The following is an 18,811-nucleotide window of genomic DNA, read 5'->3' as shown; positions in this document are numbered from 1 at the left end:
GGCAGTGGCAGTGGCAGTGGCAGTGGCAGTGGCAGTGGCAGAAACTGACGAGAGTTATTTTAGGCTGAAAAGGCAAATTTGCAGGCTTGAGAGGGCCATAGAAACAAAAAACCTACATTTTCCGCCTCACCGAGCCTCATCAGACCCGACCTGACTGATTTTTCAAACTCCCGTAGCACATCCCCTCAGCAACCGTATGGACGGCGTGACCCGCGATAGCGATACGGGAGAATATCTTCCTAACAACGCTGATCCTATTGCATGCAGCACATCAACACAGACCGCGAAAGCCGAGACAGCCTTCTCCGATCATCCCATCGCCTTTTAAGCTCATCTCCCCCCAGGCTCCAATTCAGCCGTTCAGGGGCAACGGATACGCGGGTATCTATGTCGCTCTCGTCACCTGGTTCACAGCAGCGTTAGGGTGACGGAGCAAAACTCCCTAGGCTACCTGCAATAGAGGAACAGGAGCGCGTCCAACTCGCAAAAAACAAGGGAGTATGGAAGCAGCAGCCTCACAAAGTGCCCCACATGCCATGTGAGGATGCTGAGAAAAGCCCCCACAAAACCCATTCTATGAGACTTGGATGCCGTGACTTAAATCAGGGAGTTGTTGGCGGAGGGGAAGGGATTCGAACCCTCGATACAGTTTAACCCGTATAACGGTTTAGCAAACCGTCGCCTTCAGCCACTCGGCCACCCCTCCGCAAGAAGAGTGTAAAGATACACGACGTTTGCATTGGTGCTTTTAGGAGGTTCTTTGCTTTCCGTCAAACCCCCTAAACGCTTATTTGAGGGGATTTTTTACATCCCCTCACCCCTTATCCGTTCAGTTTGGCTTTCAGAGCCTCGTTCACCAGAGCCGGGTTGGCTTTGCCTTTGGTTTCTTTCATGACCTGCCCCACAAAGAAGCCGAACAGCTTATCCTTGCCAGAGCGGAACTCTTCTACCTTGTCCGCATGTTTGGCCATGATGGCGTCCACAGCGGCGTCAATCACGCCGGTATCCGTTACCTGCTTGAGACCTTTTTTCTCAACAATGGCGTCCGGGCTTTCCCCCGTTTCCACCATGTCTTCAAACACATCCTTGGCAATCTTGCCGTTGATGGTGCCATCGGAAATCAGGTCCAGCATCTTGCCAAGCGCTTCCGCGCTGACAGGACTGTTTTCAATGGTGCGCCCGGTGCGATTCAGGGCGGCAAACAGATCTCCCGTCACCCATGTCACCGCCAGCTTGCCATCACGCCCTTTGGCAACGGTTTCAAAGAAATCCGCCACGGACTGTTCCGCCACCAGCACCCCGGCATCATAAAACGGAATGCCGTAGTCTTTCTGGAAACGGGCGCGCTTGGCGTCCGGCAGCTCCGGCAGGGCCGCTTTAAGGCCATCCACCCATGCCTGTTCAATCACCAGCGGCAGCAGGTCAGGGTCCGGGAAGTAACGGTAATCATGCGCGTCTTCCTTGGAGCGCATGGTGCGGGTTTCCCCACGGCCGGGATCAAACAGACGGGTTTCCTGATCGACCTCGCCGCCATTTTCCCAGATTTCCACCTGACGCGCAGCTTCCACTTCAATGGCCTGCATGACAAAGCGGATGGAGTTGACGTTCTTGATCTCGCAGCGCGTACGGAACGGCTCACCCGCTTTCCGAACAGACACGTTCACGTCCGCCCGCATGGAGCCTTCTTCCATGTTGCCGTCACATGTGCCCAGATAACGCAGAATCTGGCGCAGCTTGCGCAGGTAGGCCCCGGCTTCTTCTGGCGCACGGATATCGGGTTCGCTGACAATTTCCATCAGCGCCACACCGGCGCGGTTCAGGTCCACAAAGGAACGGGTGGGGTCCTGATCATGCAGCAGCTTGCCCGCGTCCTGCTCCATATGCAGCCGGGTGATGCCGATCTGGCGGGTTTCACCCCCTGCCAGTTCAATTTCAATCGTGCCTTCCCCAACAATGGGGTGGGCAAACTGGCTGATCTGGTAGCCCTGCGGCAAATCCGCATAGAAGTAGTTCTTGCGGTCAAACCGGCTTTCCAGATTGATGCGGGCATTCAGGCCCAGACCCGTCCGGACAGCCTGCGCCACACATTCCCTGTTAATAACCGGCAACATGCCCGGAAAAGCCGCATCGACCAGACTGACCTGCGTGTTGGGCTCTCCGCCAAACTTGGTGGACGCGCCGGAAAACAGTTTGGACTGGCTGATGATCTGGGCATGCACCTCCAGCCCGACCACAATCTCCCAGTTTCCGGTTTTACCTTCAATAACGTAGCTCATGCACCTGCCTCCGCATGCAGGGTGGGCGTGTGGGCAAAGCCCGCAGCAGCCTCAAGCGCGCCGCCAACAGACAGCACGGTTTCCTCATCAAAATGCCGACCAATAATTTGCAGCCCCAACGGCAGCCCTTTTGCGTCCAGCCCCACGGGCACGGACAGCGCAGGCACACCGGCCATGCTGGCTGGCACGGTAAAGATGTCGTTCAGATACATCTGCACCGGATCATCCATATTTTCACCCTGCGCAAACGCAGCACTTGGCGCGGTTGGGGTCAGCAGCACGTCCACCTGTTCAAAAGCCTGCACAAAGTCACGCTTGATCAGAGTGCGCACTTTCTGGGCCTTGAGGTAATACGCATCATAATAGCCAGCGGACAGCACATAGGTGCCCATCAGGATACGGTTGCGCACTTCTTCCCCAAACCCTTCGGCGCGGGTCCGCTCATAGATGCCATCCAGCGTGGGGGCGTCCTTGCGGGCACCAAAGCGAATGCCATCATACCGGGCCAGGTTGGATGAACACTCAGCAGGTGCAATGATGTAGTACGTGGCAAGCCCATATTTGGTGTGCGGCAGGGAAACATCCACAATCTCGCACCCGGCATCCCGCAGCCAGGCAATTCCCTGCTCCCACATGGCGGCAATTTCAGCAGGCAGACCAGGCGCACGATATTCTGCCGGAATCCCGACCCGCAGGCCTTTTACACTTTTGCCAACAGCCTGAGCAAAAGCGGGAACCGGGCGGTTGGAACTGGTGCTGTCTTTTTCATCAAAACCAGCCATGGCTTCCAGCATCAGCCCGGCATCTGCCACGCTGCGCGTCATGGGGCCAGCCTGATCAAGGGAGCTTGCAAACGCAATGGTACCCCAGCGACTGCACCGGCCATAGGTAGGTTTAAGCCCCACAATACCGCAGAAAGCGGCAGGCTGACGGATTGAGCCCCCCGTATCCGTGCCCGTAGCCGCCAGAGCCAGACCAGCCGCTACCGCAGCAGCGGAACCACCGGAAGACCCGCCCGGCACCAGCGCGGTTGCCTCATCCCCTTTCCGCTGCCACGGATTGAGAACAGATCCGAACGCGGATGTGATGTTGGCCGACCCCATGGCAAATTCGTCCAGGTTGGTCTTGCCCACAAAAACAGATCCGGCATCCAGCAGGCGCTGCGTCACGCTGCTTTCATACGGCGGTACAAAATCGGCCAGCATCTTGCTGGCAGCGGTTGTTTTAACCCCTTTGGTGCAGAACAGATCCTTCACACCAATGGGCAGCCCTTCCATGGGGCGGGCTGTGCCATCAGCATAACGGGCATCTGCGGCATCAGCCGCTGCCAGAACATCTTTTTCCGGCAGAACGGTAATATAGGCGTTCAGTTTGGGGTTCAGGCGCGCAATGGCCTGCATGTGCGCCGTGGCAAGGTCTCGCGCAGAAAATTTGCGGGCGGCAAGGCCTGCACGCGCTTCGGTCAGGGTCAGTCCGGTCAGCATCTTATTCAACAACCTTGGGTACAGTGTAGAAGGGGCCAGATGTTTCCGGCGCGCAGGACAGAACGGCCTCACGGCAGTTTCCGTCTGTCACCACATCTTCACGTTGGCGCAGGGCTTCCATCTCCGTGCCCACCATGGGGGGCACGCCCTCAACATCCACCTCGGACAGTTGATCAACCCAGCCCAGAATGCCATCCAGCTTCTGGCGGACGGATTCAAGCTCAGCATCTTCAAGGCCGATGCGGGCCAGTTTCGCAATACGTCGGGTGGTCGCGAGGTCAAGCGACATGAAAGCAGACTCTCTTCAGACTGTTTAGGGGAAAAAAGCCCTAGCATAATCGGGCGCAAGGCAACATACCGTGCAGACATGGCACTCCTTAATCTGACCGACCTGACCGCCACTTTGGCCCGCAATGACCGTCTGCTGGGCATAGATCCCGGCCGCAAGCAGGTCGGCCTTGCCCTTTCCGATGTCTCGCGCATGGTGGCCACCCCGCTGGAAACCGTAAAACGCGGCAAACTGGGTGCCATGGCAACCCACATCCGCGCGCTGGCCGACCGGCACGGCATTGGCGGAATGGTGATCGGCATTCCTCTCTCCCTTGATGGCTCGTTCGGGCCAGCCGCACAGGCGGCAAAGGACTGGGCCATGGCACTTTCTGATCAGACCGGTCTGCCCGTCTGTCTGTGGGATGAACGCCTTTCTTCTTCCGCCGTAAACCGGATGCTGATTCAGGAAGCAGACCTGTCACGCAAAAAACGGGAAGGTGTGGTGGACCAACTGGCAGCCGCCTATATCCTGCAAGCCGCGCTGGACAGCATGCCCCGGCCTGCTCTTTTTTGACGGCTCCCGCCCTGTGACACAGGGTTGGCACAGCCTGTTCTCATATTTGCCATAAACAGTTTCCATCTTCATACGATTGAACGAACAGCATTTGGAGATTTTTTATGGCGCTTATGACGATCCGTACGTTCGCAACGACCCTGCTTGCCACCGCGGCGTTTACTCTCTCCCTGCCCGGTGCGCACGCTGAAGAACAGGGACCGATCAACCGCGCCTGGAACGACACCCGCTCCACCACCACCAATGCGTGGGACAAAACAAAGCAGGGTACCGCCAAAACATGGGACCGCACCAAAGAGGGGTCCGAAAAGGCTTGGAACAAAACCGAAAACGGCACTTCCGAAGCCTGGGACAAGACAAAGCAGGGCACCGCCAAAACGTGGGACCGCACCAAGGATGGGTCCGAAAAAGCCTGGGATAAAACCAAAAGCGGCACTTCCGAAGCTTGGGACAAGACAAAGCAGGGTACTGCCAAAACGTGGGACCGCACCAAGGAAGGGTCCGAAAAGGCATGGGACAAAACCAAAAACGGCACTTCCGAAGCCTGGGACAAGACGAAGGAAGGGACTAATCACGCTTGGAACAAAACAAAGAACGGCACGGAAGAGGCTGCTGACTCCACAAAGAACTGGAGCAAACGGACCGGCAAGAAAATTGGCAACTGGGGCAAGGAAGCTGGACAGGACATCAGCAATACATTTTCTGGCAACAGCAAATAAAACAAACGCCCCCATTGTTTGAGGGAAGAGCAGCACGCTCTTTCCTCCCGAACAGAGAAAACCCCCACTTCCAAACGGAATGTGGGGGTTTTCTATGGACCTAAGGGAAGAGGATTAAAGATCACAACCATGCTTTTCTTCTCCCTCGTCTTTTGATCAGTTTTCGCCAGAAGACAGAAAAACTTCGGGAAAAGACGTTTTTCAGAGTTATCCAATAGTCTTGAAATGCTGTCATCAGCCACTCCTTTTTCTTTTGTTTTCCAATAATTTCATATCTCCATGGCACGAATATGACGGAAGTTCTTTTTCAGTTCATTCCCGAAAAGACAAGAGAGTTTCATGGAAACGTCACACCGTTGGAGGAAAAGAGAGGCTAAAAGGCCCTCGCACGTAAGCGCACAGGAAAGCACAATGCCCCGTTTTAACGAGCAGCCCCTCACCCCTGCCCCCAATGAAAAATGGCGCGAAGCCGTTCGGGAAACATGGCGGCAGACACTTCTGTATATCTGGGAACAGCCGACCGATCTGCCTGCACCCCGACCAGCCCGTGCCAAAAGCGCGTCCTCCCTGGAACGGCTGACACCTGCATATAGCCAGAACTGAGCCCCATAGCGGCCTTTTGGCGGCTGAGACACTGAGCAGCCTCAGACGGTTTTTTATACAAACATCCGCTCCGGCTCTCTCCTGTTTCTCTTCTGGAAAAAAGACACAGAGAGCGATAACGACCAAATAGAGCAGGCGTTCTATAAAATAAAAGTTACGCTGCCGCCTGACGATTTCATGCGGAGTCTTTCTACAGCATCCAGTATGATCGTGTCATAACAACAAGAACAGAAGTTCTGACAATGGCACAATCTGACACACTCCTTGCGAACCCCGCCCCCCTTGGGCTGATGGGTTTTGGCATGACCACCGTCCTGCTGAATCTGCATAACGCAGGACTGGTGCCCATGGGCGCCGCCATTCTGGGCATGGGCCTGATGTTTGGCGGCTTTGCCCAGATTATTGCGGGCATTTTAGAATTCCTCAAAGGAAACACCTTCGGTTTAACCGCCTTTACGGCCTATGGCGCTTTCTGGCTGTCCCTTGTGGCGCTGATCGCCCTACCCAAGCTCAACATTGTTGCTGCAACTGACCCCAGCCTGATGGGTAGCTACCTGCTGGTATGGGGGCTTTTTACCTTTGTGATGTTCCTCGGCACGCTGCGCGCCACCCGAGCACACCAGACCATTTTTGCATCGCTTGTGGTCCTGTTTGTTCTGTTGGGGCTGGGGGATCTGCTTGCCCAACCCAACCTGACCGTAATTGCCGGTTATGAAGGTATTTTCTGCGGTTTGTCAGCCATGTATCTGGCGGCAGCAGAAATTCTGGAAGCCCAGTTCCACTACGCAGTTCTTCCCGTAGGCCATGCAGGCCCCCGCCTGCGTGTTGCGATGGCCTGAGGCACTCAGGCCACTTAAAACGACGCATTGCTCCTGCCGGAGCAATGCGTTTTTACAGGAACGCCCCACGCCCGTTTTCCCTTCGGCGCATACCGGCTCCGCCCAATACGGGTGGGAACCCCTTCGGCAAACCAAACGTTTTTCCTTGTCTTAGCCAATCATGATTTTGCGTGAGAAAGGAAAAAGGCCCGGCATGCATGCTCTTGCCCGTATAACGTTTGGAGCCGCCAGTGTTCTGCTTATGGTTCTGGCAGTCCTTCTGGTGGGCTTTGGCATTTCCGACCTTATAAAACAGCTCTTCAGTCATTCCTGGCAGACAGCCCAGACCGCCGTGGTACATGCCATCAGTTATGTGGTGATTGCTTTGGCTGTATTTGACGTAGCCAAATATTTTATGGAAGAGGAAGTCATTCTTTCACGCGGCAAGCATACTCTGGCAGAAGCCCGCGTCAGCCTCACCAAATTTATCACCAGCATTATTATCGCGGTGTTTGTAGAAGGACTGGTAGGGATTTTCGAGACACGAGGCGATGGTCCCGCCACGGTTATTTACCCCGCTTCCCTGCTGATTGTTGCCACGCTCATGGTTTTCTCTCTGGGCATCTATCTCAAACTGAGCGTTCAGGCTGAAGGCGAAAAGAAGAAAGAGCAACTGGAAGACTGAGACCCTTCCTTCCTCCATAAAACTTTTGGGCCCCGAAGAAACCTCTACCCCCTTGGGAACACAAAGCGGCACTGAGCTGGCAGCAGATCTGGCGCAATACCAAGACAAAAACAGCTTACGCAAAGCAGAGGGCCGTGGCGTACCGAGAAAGCATTATCGACTGGTGATAAATCGGATTACCGCTTAATCCTTGGACAAGAAAAGCTGTAACCAGCTTCTAACCAGTTTGTGCATAATTCCGCGAATAATTGTGCATCGACGCGTAACGTTACACTACGGATCGCACGCAACACCTCGACAGAAAGTCTAGAAACCAACTGTCAAAGGGAGCGGATGAGCAGCAATGTGTAGCGCTGCCTGTTGTGCAGAGAAGATACGTGGTCCCGTATAAGGTGGGACGTTAGGCATGATAAGACTACCACAACGGCACGGCTTTGGCACGGATTCCGTAGCCTCTCGGGCCCATTTCATGGTGCCAGACACTATGAAGCCGATAATGACGATGGGAAAAGAAAACACCAGAAATGGCTGTTTTCAGCCGGTCAAAGATGGTGGGCGCAACAGGGATTGAACCTGTGACCCCTACCATGTCAAGGTAGTGCTCTACCGCTGAGCTATGCGCCCATCCTTAACCGTGGGCGCGTTCTATCCTTCTTGCGTTCAAAGCGCAAGCCCACAATGATACCCGAATGAAAAATATTGCCCACACGCTTATCCGACGTGGCCTGAATCGCGTTTTTCCTGGCGGTGAGGGCACGTCTCACCCAGAAACGGACCAGGTTGCCGCGCCGCCGCCTGTGCTGGTTTCGGGCGCTGTGGAAACGCCGCTGGTGCTGGCCTCGCCCCATTCCGGCTGTTTTTACCCGGAAGCCTTTGTGCAAAATAGCCGTCAGCCGCTCCATCGTCTGCGCAGTGGGGAGGATAGTTATGTGGAAGAACTGGCGGCAGGCGCCCATGCGCTGGGGCCTGTTCTGTTATCCGCCACCTTCCCCCGTGCGTTTTGTGATGTGAACCGGGCCGCGTGGGATCTTGATCCGCGCATGTTTGACGGCCCCGTGCCCAGCTTTGTCAAAGCCACACATCGGGGACTCTCCGGGTTGGGTTCCATTCCGCGTATTGTGGCTGATAACCGCCCAATCTATCACACCCGCATCCCGTTCATGGAAGCGGCTTTGCGCATCCGTGACTACTGGATGCCTTATCACGCCACTCTGGCGGAAACTCTGCGCCTGACCCACGCCCGGCATGGCATTTGCCTGTTACTGGACCTACACTCCATGCCGGATGCGCCTGAAGCAGGATCACCCGATTTTGTGTTGGGAGATGGCCACGGCACAAGCTGCGACAGCTGCTTTGTGACTACGGCGGAAGATACGCTTACAAACCTTGGCTACAAAACCACACGCAACAACCCGTATGCAGGAGGGTACATCACCCGCCATTATGGACGCCCGCGTGAAGGGCTGCATGCCTTGCAAATAGAAATCCGGCGCGGTCTGTATATGGACGAAGCAACACGTACGAAAAACCAGGGCTTTGAAACCCTTCAACACACATTGACCACCCTTACGGCACAGCTTCTGCAAAGCCTTTCCCACCGAACGATGACATAAACCCTTCTTTATTTTAAACAGATTTGAGGAAAACTGACGGAATACGATGCAGCGCACTTTCCGTTCCGGTTTCAACAAGTGCGCGTAGATCCAGACTGTCCAGATCGATCTCCTGCCGTTTGCCCTGAAACCCTTCCAAGAAACGGATCATGCTGCGATTGGAAACCCGATGTGAGCCACCATGCCCCGTTTGAAGGGCCCGTGCGCTCCATTTCAACTGCCGGGTCAATGCCAGACGCTCCAGCATATGGGTCTGATCTGCGTATTTCAGATGAAACATCCATAAATCCGTATCCAGCACGCTCGGCTGCTGACAGGTATGGAACCCCGGATTCCACGCCAACGGCACGGAAGACAGCAACGTTTTGCAAGACCATGACCGCACGGCCCCATAAGGACGCTGCGCCAGAATTGGTGCCTCCCACTGCACAGGGGGCAAACCGGCTTCCTGCTGCATGACATCCACCCCCACGCACCGGATGGTTTTATGAGGGGTGTGCGCCACATAATCCTGCAAGGACAGATAGTGAGACGGGCGCGCCACCAGAAGTTCATCACAGTCTGTAAAAAGAACAAATTTGTAGCTCTCAAGAAGGGTCTTCTGAAATGCAGCCACCTGAGCAGCACGGTCTATTTCATCCAGTTCATCTCTTGGCAATGTGATGATCTGGCACCCCGGCAGATCAGGAAGATGATCGCTGCCATGATCCAGCACATACACATTCCCCGCCCCCGCCTGCCTGACATAATGGCGCGCCCATACTGGCAGCATCTCATGCTCATTATAGACCATGGTGAAGACTGCCAGACTCTTCCGACCTTCCTGATGCGCCTCCCCTGCCTTGGCAGAACGGGACGACTGCCCTCTCCCGGAAAACCGCTGACCCAGGCCCTGAAGGACTGACTTGACTGCACGCCACACTGAACGAAACTCCTTTCAGACCGTTCTGTCATTCTCTCTCGGTTTTGTTTCCGGCGCCACCTTTCATCACCAGCGTCTTCCGCAGGCGGCTGACGCGTGCGACAGAGGAAGGGTAAAGTCATCCATTTCAGGAATTGTTCTTTCATGAGACACCCTTTGTTTTCCGGTTCGTTCCTCTCCCGCCTTCGCACCGGGGCCGCACTGGGGCTATGCCTTTCTGCTCTGGCTGCCTGCCAGACACCCTCGCCCGCCACGGCAACCCCGACCGAGCAGACCAACACCTCAGCACCATCACAGGCAGCACAGGCTGTCAGCCCCGAGGTCAAATCCCGCACGCCGGTAATTGGCATGGCCAACCCTGCCTCCGTCCATTGCCAGAAGGCCGGTGGCACGCTTGAAATCCGGCAGGGAACAAAAGGAGCTTATGGCATCTGTCACATGCCCGATGGCCGCATGTGTGAGGAATGGTCCTTCTTCCGCACAGGAAAATGCAGTGCCGAGTCTCTGAAAAATTCGTAACCTTCGGGCTCGGAACCTATTGAAAACGTTTTCCTTTCATCACATCTCCCTAGAGCGCTGTGCAAACAGCGCCTGAGCATATGCAGAAGGCGGTAGTCTTTGGCCTGCGGGTGAAGAGTGCCGTGCTTGTGACGCAACAGACGACGCAAATTTGCGAGGACCACGACTGATGACAGATACAGCCAAGGCTGCAACAGGCAGCGAAACACGGGAATTCAGCGCCGAAGTCGGGCGGCTTCTCGATCTGGTTGTTCATTCCCTGTATTCCGAACGGGAAATCTTCCTGCGTGAACTGGTGGCCAACGCGGCTGACGCCACGGACCGCCGACGTTTTGAAGCCCTGACCGACGGCGCACGCGCCCTGCCGGAAGACGCCAAAATCCGTATCAACCCGGATAAGGACGCCCGCCTTCTGACCATCAGCGATGATGGCACCGGCATGAGCCGGGAAGAGCTTGTTTCCAACCTTGGCACCATTGCCCGCTCTGGCACCCGCGCGTTTGGCAAACAGCTTCAGGACGCAAAACCGGAAGATCGCCCCAACCTGATTGGCCAGTTTGGCGTGGGCTTCTACGCCGCATTCATGGTGGCAGACAAGGTAGATGTAGTCTCCCGCCGGGCGGGATCTAATGAAGCCTGGCGCTGGACATCAGACGGCAAGGGGTCCTACACGCTTGAACCTGCCACGCGCGAAAAAGCGGGCACCGACATTACCCTGCACATCAAGACCGATGCGGACGAGTTTCTGGATAGCTGGCGCTTGCAGGCCATTATCCGCAAATGGTCTGACCATATTGCATGGCCGGTTTCCATTGTTCGCGACGGCAAGGAAGAAGCCGCCAATGAGGGCACAGCCCTGTGGCGCAAGCCCAAAAATGAAGTAACGGAAGAACAACTGAACGAGTTCTACCGCCATATCACCCACAATTTTGATACACCGTGGGACACGCTGCACTGGCGCGCGGAAGGCACGCTTGAATTTTCAGCCCTGCTGTTTATTCCCGGTAGCCGTCCCTTTGAATTTGCCGAGCAGACGCGCGAGAGCCGCGTAAAGCTGCATGTGCGCCGGATGTTCATTACAGATGAAGCCGATATCCTGCCCCCATGGCTGCGCTTTGTGCAGGGTGTGGTGGATACGGAAGACCTGCCCCTGAATGTCTCGCGTGAAATGCTACAGGCCACCCCTGTTCTGGCGCGCATTCGCAAGGCTGTGACCAGCAAGGTGATGGGTGAACTGAAAACCCGCGCCAAAGATGCTGAAGCCTACGCCACCTTCTGGGAAAACTTTGGCCCTGTGCTGAAGGAAGGCATGTGGGACGATGCCGCACACCGTACAGAAGTTGCAGGCATCAGCCGGTTCCGTTCCAGCGCGGTGGAGGGGCTTACCTCTCTTGATGATTATATCAGCCGCATGAAGCCGGAACAGGACGCCATTTATTACCTGACTGGCGATAACGCGGAAACATTGGCAGCTTCTCCGCAGATTGAAGGCTTCAAGGCGCGTGGCGTGGAAGTTCTGCTGCTGTCTGACCCGGTTGATTCCTTCTGGCCGGACCGTTTGTCCAGCTATGAAGGCAAAGCACTGCGTAACGTGGCGCAGGGCCAGAATGATCTGGAAAAATTTGGCGCACCTGAAGAAACAAGCGCCGAAAAAGCCGATATGGACACCCTTTTGCCCGCACTGAAAACAGCACTGGGCGATGCGGTATCAGACGTGCGCGCCACAGATCGGCTGGTCAACAGCGCCATGGTGCTGACTGCGCCGGAAGGCGGCCCGGACCTGCAACTGCAAAAGCTGATGCAGCGGAGCGGACAATCTCTTCCGGCAGTAACACCGGTGCTGGAACTGAACCCGGCCCACCCGGTTGTTCATAATCTGGCGGAGAAGGTAAAAGCGGGTGAGCCCATAACGGATCTGGCCCACATCCTGTTGGATGTCGCCAGTATTCAGAGCGGAGAGCCCCCCAAGGATGTCAATGCGTTCTCCCGCAGGCTGATGGATTATCTGGCAGGCTCCGCTCCCGCAAAGGACGCTGAACCCGCCTGACCTTCACACCGTTTTTCTCACGTTCAAGAAGCGTCCGGGTAATGCCCGGGCGCTTTTTTTATGGTGTAAGGAGAACAGATACCCCCTTCCCTGTCAGGAGACCTGCTGCAATGGGCGCGCCGCCAAAGCTCATCCAGTCCATTGAGCGTTCCGCTGCCATTCTGGAAATTATTGCACAGGAAGGCGGAGGCGCACGCCTGCAACAGATTGCCGCCATTGCAGGAATAGGAAAAACCACGGCCCATAACATTCTGCAAACGCTGGCCCATCTGGGCTATGTGCAGCGACGGCCCGGTGATGTGCGCTATCATCTGGGAGGCCGCATTCTGAATCTGGCCCGCATTGCCGGAGATGACAACACTCTGCGCCGCCGCCTGCGCCCCGTTCTGGAAACCATTGCCCACAAGAGCAACGCTACGGTCTGGCTTGCCGTGCCCAGCGGAGATGAAGCCACCTATCTGGATATTCTGCCCGCACCCGGCCAGCCTGACCCTGTTTCTTCAGGTGTTCAGCAGCGGGAAAAACTGGAAGGGTCCGCAGTGGGGCTGATTTTTCTGGCCTTTGTTCCGGGCTTGGGCAAACGCGTTCTCACAACCCGCACACCCCAAACAAATGACGATATTCTTGCAAGAATTGAGACCGTACGCACCAGAGGGTACGCGCTGGACCTTGGGGGGTACCGCCCCGGCACGCATGGGGTTGCCATTCCCTGGCGGGAGAAGGGAGAGGTCCGGGCCAGTATCTGCCTTACCGGCACAGAAGACCACCTGCCCCGCGCGCGGCTGGTCCGGTTGGCCTGGATGATGATGAAAGAAGTGGAAACCGTGCCGTTCAGCAATGTTGAATAAAGAAAGATTTGATGACGTTATGTATTCCCACTCTCACCATCATAGCTAATCTGCGCCTTTTTCTTAGAGAACAAAGATCAGCCCCATGAAACTTTCCTGCGCCACTGCCATGCTGAATACCGCACTCGCCGAGGCGCAGCGGATGGGCGTGCAGGTTTGTGTCTCGATTGTAGATGCAGCCGCCTGGCCTGTCGCTTTTGCCCGGATGGAGGGTACACCACTTGGCTCCATTGATGTGTGCAACAAAAAAGCCCGTACGGCCGTGCTGTTTCACATGGACAGTGCAGATTTTGGCCGCATTGCTCACCCGGATGGCCATGCCTACTCTTTGGAAAACACCAATGGCGGCCTGACCAGTTTTGGTGGCGGTCTTGTTCTGAAAACAGCCGATGGTGCTGTTGTGGGCGCAATTGGTGTTTCTGGTGCCAGCACGGAAGATGATATTGCCATAGCGCGCAAGGCAGCCAGCGCCCTGACCACCTGACGACAGCCCTTTTTTAATCCGAGACCCGTTTATGACAACAGAAACCGTGCTGCCTGAAAACAGTGTTCCCCTGGTCGTGCCCCCGCGGGGCAGAACGGCTGCCCTCCTTACCCTTACCTTTGGCACCTTTGTTGTCGGCACTGGCGAATTCGCCATTATGGGCATGTTGCCTGAATTTGCCGCTTCACTTGGTCTTTCTGATGCCGATGCAGGCCATGCCATTACCGCCTATGCGCTGGGGGTTGTGATTGGTGCGCCTCTCATCACCATTCTGGGGGCGCGTCTGTCCCGGCGGGAACTGCTGCTCAGCCTGCTGTTGCTGTTCTGCTTTGGCAATTTCCTCAGCATCGCCATGCCCTCGCCGGGGCTGGTGGAAGTCGCCCGCTTTATCACCGGGCTGCCCCATGGTGCCCTGTTTGGTATTTCGGCGTTGGTCGCCGCCTCCATGGTGGAACGCTCCCGCCGAGGCTGGGCGGTTGGGCGCGTGCTGTCTGGCATTGCCATCTCCACCTTGGTGGGCGCACCTTTTTCCACATTCGCCGCAGACCATTTTGGCTGGCGCATTGCCTATCTGATTATCGGGCTGTTCGGCTTCCTGACCTTTCTGGGCGTCTGGCGCTATATCCCGGCAGACCGGCCCAACCGCTCCAATTCGCCTTTGCGGGAAGTCACTGCCATTGGCAATACACAGGTGCTGCTCACTCTGCTGACTGCGGCTGTGGGGTTTGGTGGTATGTTCGCCATCTACACCTATCTGACCAGTGTTTTGCAGAATGTCACGCTGGTGCCGGAGTGGGAGATCATGGTGTTCATGGTTGTCTGGGGGCTTGGCATGCTGGCGGGAGCCAATGCTGGCGCATGGCTGGTTGACCGCAATCTGGATCTGGCGGCCATTCTGGCCCTTTCTGGCAGCGCTCTGGCCATGCTGGTGTTTCCCGTTGTCCTGCACAGCACGGCAGGCCTGATGATGGACGTGTTTCTGGTGCCAACCTTTGTCAACGGTCTGGGGCCGGCCCTGCAAACCCGCCTGATGGATTTTGCCGGAGACGCCCAGACTCTTGCCGCCTCCCTCAACCACTCCGCCTTCAACATCGCCAACGCACTGGGGGCATCACTGGGCAGTGTGCTTCTGGCCAACCACTACGGATATGGTGCTCTTGGCGTAGGGGGAGCGCTCCTCTCCGTCGGTGGGCTGCTGGTTTACCTTCTTGCCATAGTGCTGCTGAAAAAGAGTGGACTGACGGAAATACGCGGCCCCATTACCTGAGCAGGCTGAGAGAAGAGACACCCTACCTCTGGTTATGGAAGGGTGCTCTTACAGGTTCACTTGATCGAGATAAAAACGTGCTGCCCATTATCCCAAAGCGCCCCGCCTCTTATACGGACGCTTTGGGAGCCTGTTTCCAATCGGAAATTTGCTAAAACGCGCCCGGCAACCGAGAGGGTTCTAAAAACCCTCTTTTTTCCGCCTGTGTAAAAATCGTAACCCATTGATATTGCAGCCATTAGAAAAATCAAAAATAGGGGTTTTAGAACCCTCCACCTGATAATCACATATCACTTTCTGCATCATGCGCGGGGCGTATCGTCCACTGATGACGGCGATGGAGAGCCGGGCACAAACCCTTCATTTTTCTGTTCGCTTGACTTCGTTCCAGATGGCATCAAGTTTTTCCACCGTCTGATCCTGCATGGACAGGCCTTCTTCCGCCAGGCGCGCTTCTACACCTTCAAAACGACGGGTGAATTTGTCACATGCCTGCCGCAGGCATGCTTCCGGGTCCAGATCCAGCCTGCGGGCCAGACTTGCCAGAGAGAACAGTACATCTCCCAGTTCGTCCTGCATGCGGGCTTTGTCACCCGCCGCCATTTCCACGGCAAATTCGTCCATTTCTTCATGGACCTTGGCCACCACACCCTCGACCTCAGGCCAGTCGAACCCCACCCGTGCAGCACGAGACGCAATTTTGGAAGCACGGATCAAAGCGGGCAACTGCGGCGGCACACCGGCCAACGCACCGGGCCGTTTGCCCGGAGCAGCACCAGCCCTGCGTTCCTGTTCCTTCAGCTTCTCCCACTGGCCCGGCACCGCAGCTGAAACCTTGCCGCGCACCTGTGACTGACCTGCCTGCGGGCTTGTATCATCCTGCGCGGCGTCATTCTCTTGCTGTGCACAGTCTCCCAATATATCAGGGCCAAACGTGACATGCGGGTGCCGGCGGATCATTTTCTCTGTTACCATCCGTGCAACGGTCGCCAGATCAAACTGCCCTGCTTCCTGTGCCAACTGAGCCTGATACACCACCTGCAACAGCAGATCTCCCAACTCATCGGGAAAGGCCTGCCAATCCTTGCGAGTAATGGCGTCAAGCACCTCATAGGCTTCTTCAATGGCGTAAGGCGCTATGGTTTCATGCGTCTGCTCCTGATCCCACGGGCAACCTTCCTTTGGGTCACGCAGGCGCGCCATCAACGCAGCAAGACGCGTGATCTCCCGCGCGACGTTGTTCCCGGTTTCATCCGTCATGGTTGAAGAGCAGACGCTATCAGCCCCTGCCACGGAGCCTTCATGATGCTGTGAAACCATATGTATCTGCCCTCGCTCCAGACTTTTTCAACACTGCGGCCATTGGGGGGCGGAAACACGGTGCCACCCTCCGCCTGTTTCTCCCCTAATGGGTCTTTGCCCCATACCGGCCTTTGCAGAACAGGTGTGCAGGAAACGGTTTTGGAAACTGCCCCCTTTTACCTGCCGACTATTCCCCCGTATATGCGGTAGAAGACACACGCAACAACCGCAACCAGCGGAACAGCCCCAACCGGCACAGAGCCCCCCGCTCTGCAAAGGAGAAAAGGTATGACACAGCACCCCGTTGTTTTTATTGATGGTGAAGCTGGCACCACAGGCCTTGGCATTCGGGAGCGCCTGTCTGCCCTGCCTGTTACGCTGCATTCCATTGACCACGCCCGCCGCAAGGACCCCGCGGCCCGCAAGGAGGCCATGGCCGCGGCAGATGTGGTTGTGCTGTGCCTGCCAGACGCGGCCTCCCGCGAGGCCGTGGAAATGGCGGATACACTGGGAGAGAACGCCCCCCGTATTCTGGACGCAAGCACAGCTTTCCGCACGGCACCGGGCTGGGTATATGGCTTTCCCGAACTTTCCGCAGCACAGGCTGCTGCCATTACGGGCGCACCACGGGTTTCCAACCCCGGCTGCTACCCAACGGGTGCCATTGCGCTGCTTCGCCCCCTGATTGACGCTGGTATTCTGGATGCCCGCTACCCTGTGTGCATCAATGCCGTCAGTGGTTATTCGGGGGGGGGCCGCACCATGATTGAAGCGCATGAACGCGATGGTGGTCCGGCTTTTGAATTGTACGGGCTGGGCCTTGAGCACAAACATGTGCCCGAAATTCACCTGCACGCCGGGCTGGAACGGCGGCCGGTTTTTGTTCCCTCCGTTGGCCACTTTCCACGCGGCATGATTGTATCCATCCCGCTGCATCTGGATGATCTTAACGGAGGTGTGACTGGCGAAGACCTGCACACGGCCCTTGCAACCCGTTATGCGGGGCAGGCGAACGTGCACGTGCTGCCGCATGACGCAACCCTTTCAGCCGAAGCGCTGGCCGGAAGTGACAAAATGGAACTGCGCGTGCATGCCAGCACCCATAACAGGCAGGCCGTGTTGACGGCCCGGCTGGATAATCTGGGCAAGGGGGCCTCTGGCGCGGCCCTGCAGAACATTGCCCTGATGCTGGGGCTTTAAAAAGATCCTTCCTAGCATTTTTAGACATTTAAGGAGACTGACATGACAAACCCTGTCGCTATTGTAACAGGTGGTAGCCGCGGTATTGGTGCGGCCATTGTAGAACAGCTTGCAAAAGACGGTTTTGATATTGTGCTGTCGTACGCCCGCAACGCTCAGGCTGCGGAAGAAACCGCCGATAAGGTGCGCGCCCTTGGCCGTAAGGCGCTGGCAGTCAAGGCAGATGGTAGCTCGGTTGCTGGCAACAAGGCCGTTATTGCTGAAACGGTGAAGGAATTTGGCCGGCTGGACACACTGGTGTGCAACGCGGGCATCTACCCCTACGGCCCCATTGATGAAATGAGCGTGGAACAGATAGAACAGGTGCTGAACCTGAACGTGCGTGGCGTTATGGTGGAAACGGCCGAAGCCGTGAAACACATGAAAAAAGGTGGCCGCCTGATCTTTATCGGGTCCGCTTTTGGCGCACGCGCACCCTTCCCCGGAATTTCGCTTTACGCAGCCACCAAGGCGGCCCTGCGTGGCTTTACGCAGGGTGTTGCGCGTGATCTTGGGCCAAAAGGCATTACCGTAAACGTGGTGGAACCCGGCCCCATTGATACAGATCTTAACCCGGCCACCGGAGAAGGGGCAAAGGTGATCAGCAGCTTTGTCGCCACTGGCGCTTACGGCACCGTGGACGATATCGCCAACATGGTCTCTTTCCTTGCCAGCCCGAAGGCCGGTTACATCACGGGTGCCGCCCTGCCTGTGGACGGTGGTCTGGAAGCCTGAGGCAAACCGCCTCTCCGTCACTCTGCCCCGCCTGAAGAAAAGGCAGAGCGGCGGAGAAGCCTTGAACATGGTGAGCAAGGCTTTCAGCCCCTCCACCATTGGGTCTGCGGCTGGATCACCCTGCATCTTTACCCAAGATGCAGGGTTTTTCTTTTGTCAGCCGGTTATGCTCGAAGCATCCCGGTTTCCGGCGATACTTTCAGGGGGTTTTTACAACCACCCGTCCCCTCACTTTGCCAGCCAGCAATCGCTCGGCCGTGGGCACAACCTCTGAGAACGGAATTTCAGAGGTCATCTCCTCCAGTAAGTCCTGATCCACAAGCTCAGCCAAGGCGCTCCAGGCCGCACGGCGTTCCGCATTGGGGCAGTTTACGCTTTCAATCCCCACCAGCGTGACACCGCGCAG

At 56.5% G+C, this 18,811-nt stretch carries 18 protein-coding genes, 2 tRNA genes and 1 pseudogene; 13 read left to right on the top strand and 8 right to left on the bottom strand.

Features of this window, described 5'->3' with window-relative positions; genetic code table 11:
- Positions 1–614: 614 nt before the first annotated feature.
- The 4 genes from AD948_RS02005 to gatC all read right to left on the bottom strand — a co-directional run bounded on the left by AD948_RS02005 (position 615) and on the right by gatC (position 4,049).
- A tRNA-Ser gene (locus AD948_RS02005) sits at positions 615–706 on the bottom strand.
- Between the two features lie 115 nt (positions 707–821).
- Positions 822–2,276, bottom strand: coding sequence for an Asp-tRNA(Asn)/Glu-tRNA(Gln) amidotransferase subunit GatB (gatB, locus tag AD948_RS02000; protein WP_006559087.1), 1,455 nt, complete (start codon positions 2,274–2,276; stop codon positions 822–824).
- On the bottom strand, positions 2,273–3,760 hold the full coding sequence (gatA, locus tag AD948_RS01995; protein ID WP_061470439.1) for an Asp-tRNA(Asn)/Glu-tRNA(Gln) amidotransferase subunit GatA: 1,488 nt from the start codon (positions 3,758–3,760) through the stop codon (positions 2,273–2,275). The genes gatB and gatA overlap by 4 nt, the downstream gene beginning before the upstream one ends.
- Before the next feature lies 1 nt (position 3,761).
- The gene (gatC, locus tag AD948_RS01990) at positions 3,762–4,049 is read right to left on the bottom strand and encodes an Asp-tRNA(Asn)/Glu-tRNA(Gln) amidotransferase subunit GatC (RefSeq protein ID WP_006559089.1); all 288 of its coding nucleotides are present in this window, start codon (positions 4,047–4,049) and stop codon (positions 3,762–3,764) included.
- Between the two features lie 78 nt (positions 4,050–4,127).
- On the opposite strand from gatC, the gene ruvX reads away from it, so the two are divergent.
- From ruvX to AD948_RS01965, 5 genes are all read left to right on the top strand, one after another.
- Positions 4,128–4,604, top strand: coding sequence for a Holliday junction resolvase RuvX (ruvX, locus tag AD948_RS01985; RefSeq protein WP_061470438.1), 477 nt, complete (start codon positions 4,128–4,130; stop codon positions 4,602–4,604).
- A gap of 104 nt (positions 4,605–4,708) precedes the next feature.
- Positions 4,709–5,323 carry an endoglucanase gene (locus AD948_RS01980; protein WP_211264416.1) on the top strand — a complete coding sequence of 205 codons (615 nt, stop codon included), beginning with the start codon at positions 4,709–4,711 and terminating at the stop codon, positions 5,321–5,323.
- A 411-nt stretch (positions 5,324–5,734) separates the two neighbouring features.
- Positions 5,735–5,926 (top strand): hypothetical protein, encoded by a 192-nt coding sequence (locus AD948_RS01975; protein ID WP_006559902.1) that lies wholly within the window; start codon positions 5,735–5,737, stop codon positions 5,924–5,926.
- Positions 5,927–6,168: 242 nt separating this feature from the next.
- Complete coding sequence (locus tag AD948_RS01970; protein WP_058987973.1) at positions 6,169–6,765, top strand: acetate uptake transporter; 597 nt, start codon at positions 6,169–6,171, stop codon at positions 6,763–6,765.
- Between the two features lie 193 nt (positions 6,766–6,958).
- Entirely contained in the window at positions 6,959–7,429 is a 471-nt protein-coding gene (locus AD948_RS01965; RefSeq protein ID WP_035382084.1) for a hypothetical protein, read from the top strand.
- Positions 7,430–7,978: 549 nt separating this feature from the next.
- Here the strand turns inward: AD948_RS01965 and AD948_RS01960 are convergent.
- Positions 7,979–8,053 (bottom strand) — tRNA-Val (locus AD948_RS01960).
- A 65-nt stretch (positions 8,054–8,118) separates the two neighbouring features.
- On the opposite strand from AD948_RS01960, the gene AD948_RS01955 reads away from it, so the two are divergent.
- Positions 8,119–9,042 (top strand): N-formylglutamate amidohydrolase, encoded by a 924-nt coding sequence (locus tag AD948_RS01955; RefSeq protein ID WP_061470437.1) that lies wholly within the window; start codon positions 8,119–8,121, stop codon positions 9,040–9,042.
- Between the two features lie 13 nt (positions 9,043–9,055).
- Here the strand turns inward: AD948_RS01955 and AD948_RS01950 are convergent, their stop codons facing one another.
- Positions 9,056–9,964, bottom strand: a complete 909-nt coding sequence (locus AD948_RS01950; protein WP_061470436.1) for a glycosyltransferase family 2 protein — start codon at positions 9,962–9,964, stop codon at positions 9,056–9,058.
- Positions 9,965–10,108: 144 nt separating this feature from the next.
- Between AD948_RS01950 and AD948_RS18600 the strand changes: the two genes are divergently transcribed.
- The 5 genes from AD948_RS18600 to AD948_RS01925 all read left to right on the top strand — a co-directional run bounded on the left by AD948_RS18600 (position 10,109) and on the right by AD948_RS01925 (position 15,129).
- A complete protein-coding gene (locus tag AD948_RS18600; RefSeq protein ID WP_050942400.1) occupies positions 10,109–10,483 on the top strand; it encodes a putative hemolysin in 375 nt (124 codons plus the stop codon).
- A 169-nt stretch (positions 10,484–10,652) separates the two neighbouring features.
- Entirely contained in the window at positions 10,653–12,530 is a 1,878-nt protein-coding gene (gene htpG / locus AD948_RS01940) for a molecular chaperone HtpG (protein ID WP_061470435.1), read from the top strand.
- Between the two features lie 110 nt (positions 12,531–12,640).
- Positions 12,641–13,378: an IclR family transcriptional regulator gene (locus tag AD948_RS01935; RefSeq protein ID WP_061470434.1), complete on the top strand. Its 738-nt coding sequence runs from the start codon at positions 12,641–12,643 to the stop codon at positions 13,376–13,378.
- 85 nt (positions 13,379–13,463) lie between these two features.
- The gene (locus AD948_RS01930; protein WP_058987909.1) at positions 13,464–13,862 is read left to right on the top strand and encodes a GlcG/HbpS family heme-binding protein; all 399 of its coding nucleotides are present in this window, start codon (positions 13,464–13,466) and stop codon (positions 13,860–13,862) included.
- A gap of 31 nt (positions 13,863–13,893) precedes the next feature.
- Positions 13,894–15,129, top strand: coding sequence for an MFS transporter (locus tag AD948_RS01925; protein ID WP_061470433.1), 1,236 nt, complete (start codon positions 13,894–13,896; stop codon positions 15,127–15,129).
- 360 nt (positions 15,130–15,489) lie between these two features.
- Here the strand turns inward: AD948_RS01925 and mazG are convergent, their stop codons facing one another.
- The gene (mazG, locus tag AD948_RS01915; protein WP_061470431.1) at positions 15,490–16,449 is read right to left on the bottom strand and encodes a nucleoside triphosphate pyrophosphohydrolase; all 960 of its coding nucleotides are present in this window, start codon (positions 16,447–16,449) and stop codon (positions 15,490–15,492) included.
- A 270-nt stretch (positions 16,450–16,719) separates the two neighbouring features.
- On the opposite strand from mazG, the gene argC reads away from it, so the two are divergent.
- Positions 16,720–17,631: an N-acetyl-gamma-glutamyl-phosphate reductase gene (argC, locus tag AD948_RS01910; protein ID WP_058987906.1), complete on the top strand. Its 912-nt coding sequence runs from the start codon at positions 16,720–16,722 to the stop codon at positions 17,629–17,631.
- A 42-nt stretch (positions 17,632–17,673) separates the two neighbouring features.
- Positions 17,674–18,405, top strand: coding sequence for an SDR family NAD(P)-dependent oxidoreductase (locus AD948_RS01905; RefSeq protein ID WP_006560102.1), 732 nt, complete (start codon positions 17,674–17,676; stop codon positions 18,403–18,405).
- A gap of 199 nt (positions 18,406–18,604) precedes the next feature.
- Here the strand turns inward: AD948_RS01905 and AD948_RS18330 are convergent.
- Positions 18,605–18,811, bottom strand: a pseudogene (locus tag AD948_RS18330) (oxidoreductase); the annotation flags it as partial.

The sequence above is a fragment of the Acetobacter senegalensis genome, from assembly GCF_001580995.1.
GTDB lineage: Bacteria > Pseudomonadota > Alphaproteobacteria > Acetobacterales > Acetobacteraceae > Acetobacter > Acetobacter senegalensis.
The sequence above is the reverse complement of the archived record's forward strand: the minus strand, read 5'-3'. Positions and strand labels throughout refer to the sequence as shown.

Bases quoted from the DNA above. Each gene is read 5' to 3' on its own strand.
- AD948_RS01930 (WP_058987909.1), top strand. From the start codon at position 13,464: ATGAAACTTTCCTGCGCCACTGCCATGCTGAATACCGCACTCGCCGAG.
- AD948_RS01935 (WP_061470434.1), top strand. From the start codon at position 12,641: ATGGGCGCGCCGCCAAAGCTCATCCAGTCCATTGAGCGTTCCGCTGCC.
- gatB (WP_006559087.1), bottom strand. From the start codon at position 2,276: ATGAGCTACGTTATTGAAGGTAAAACCGGAAACTGGGAGATTGTGGTC.
- AD948_RS01965 (WP_035382084.1), top strand. From the start codon at position 6,959: ATGCATGCTCTTGCCCGTATAACGTTTGGAGCCGCCAGTGTTCTGCTT.
- AD948_RS01980 (WP_211264416.1), top strand. From the start codon at position 4,709: ATGGCGCTTATGACGATCCGTACGTTCGCAACGACCCTGCTTGCCACC.
- AD948_RS01905 (WP_006560102.1), top strand. From the start codon at position 17,674: ATGACAAACCCTGTCGCTATTGTAACAGGTGGTAGCCGCGGTATTGGT.
- AD948_RS01970 (WP_058987973.1), top strand. From the start codon at position 6,169: ATGGCACAATCTGACACACTCCTTGCGAACCCCGCCCCCCTTGGGCTG.
- argC (WP_058987906.1), top strand. From the start codon at position 16,720: ATGACACAGCACCCCGTTGTTTTTATTGATGGTGAAGCTGGCACCACA.
- gatA (WP_061470439.1), bottom strand. From the start codon at position 3,760: ATGCTGACCGGACTGACCCTGACCGAAGCGCGTGCAGGCCTTGCCGCC.
- mazG (WP_061470431.1), bottom strand. From the start codon at position 16,449: ATGGTTTCACAGCATCATGAAGGCTCCGTGGCAGGGGCTGATAGCGTC.
- AD948_RS01975 (WP_006559902.1), top strand. From the start codon at position 5,735: ATGCCCCGTTTTAACGAGCAGCCCCTCACCCCTGCCCCCAATGAAAAA.
- htpG (WP_061470435.1), top strand. From the start codon at position 10,653: ATGACAGATACAGCCAAGGCTGCAACAGGCAGCGAAACACGGGAATTC.
- gatC (WP_006559089.1), bottom strand. From the start codon at position 4,049: ATGTCGCTTGACCTCGCGACCACCCGACGTATTGCGAAACTGGCCCGC.
- AD948_RS01955 (WP_061470437.1), top strand. From the start codon at position 8,119: ATGAAAAATATTGCCCACACGCTTATCCGACGTGGCCTGAATCGCGTT.
- ruvX (WP_061470438.1), top strand. From the start codon at position 4,128: ATGGCACTCCTTAATCTGACCGACCTGACCGCCACTTTGGCCCGCAAT.
- AD948_RS01925 (WP_061470433.1), top strand. From the start codon at position 13,894: ATGACAACAGAAACCGTGCTGCCTGAAAACAGTGTTCCCCTGGTCGTG.
- AD948_RS18600 (WP_050942400.1), top strand. From the start codon at position 10,109: ATGAGACACCCTTTGTTTTCCGGTTCGTTCCTCTCCCGCCTTCGCACC.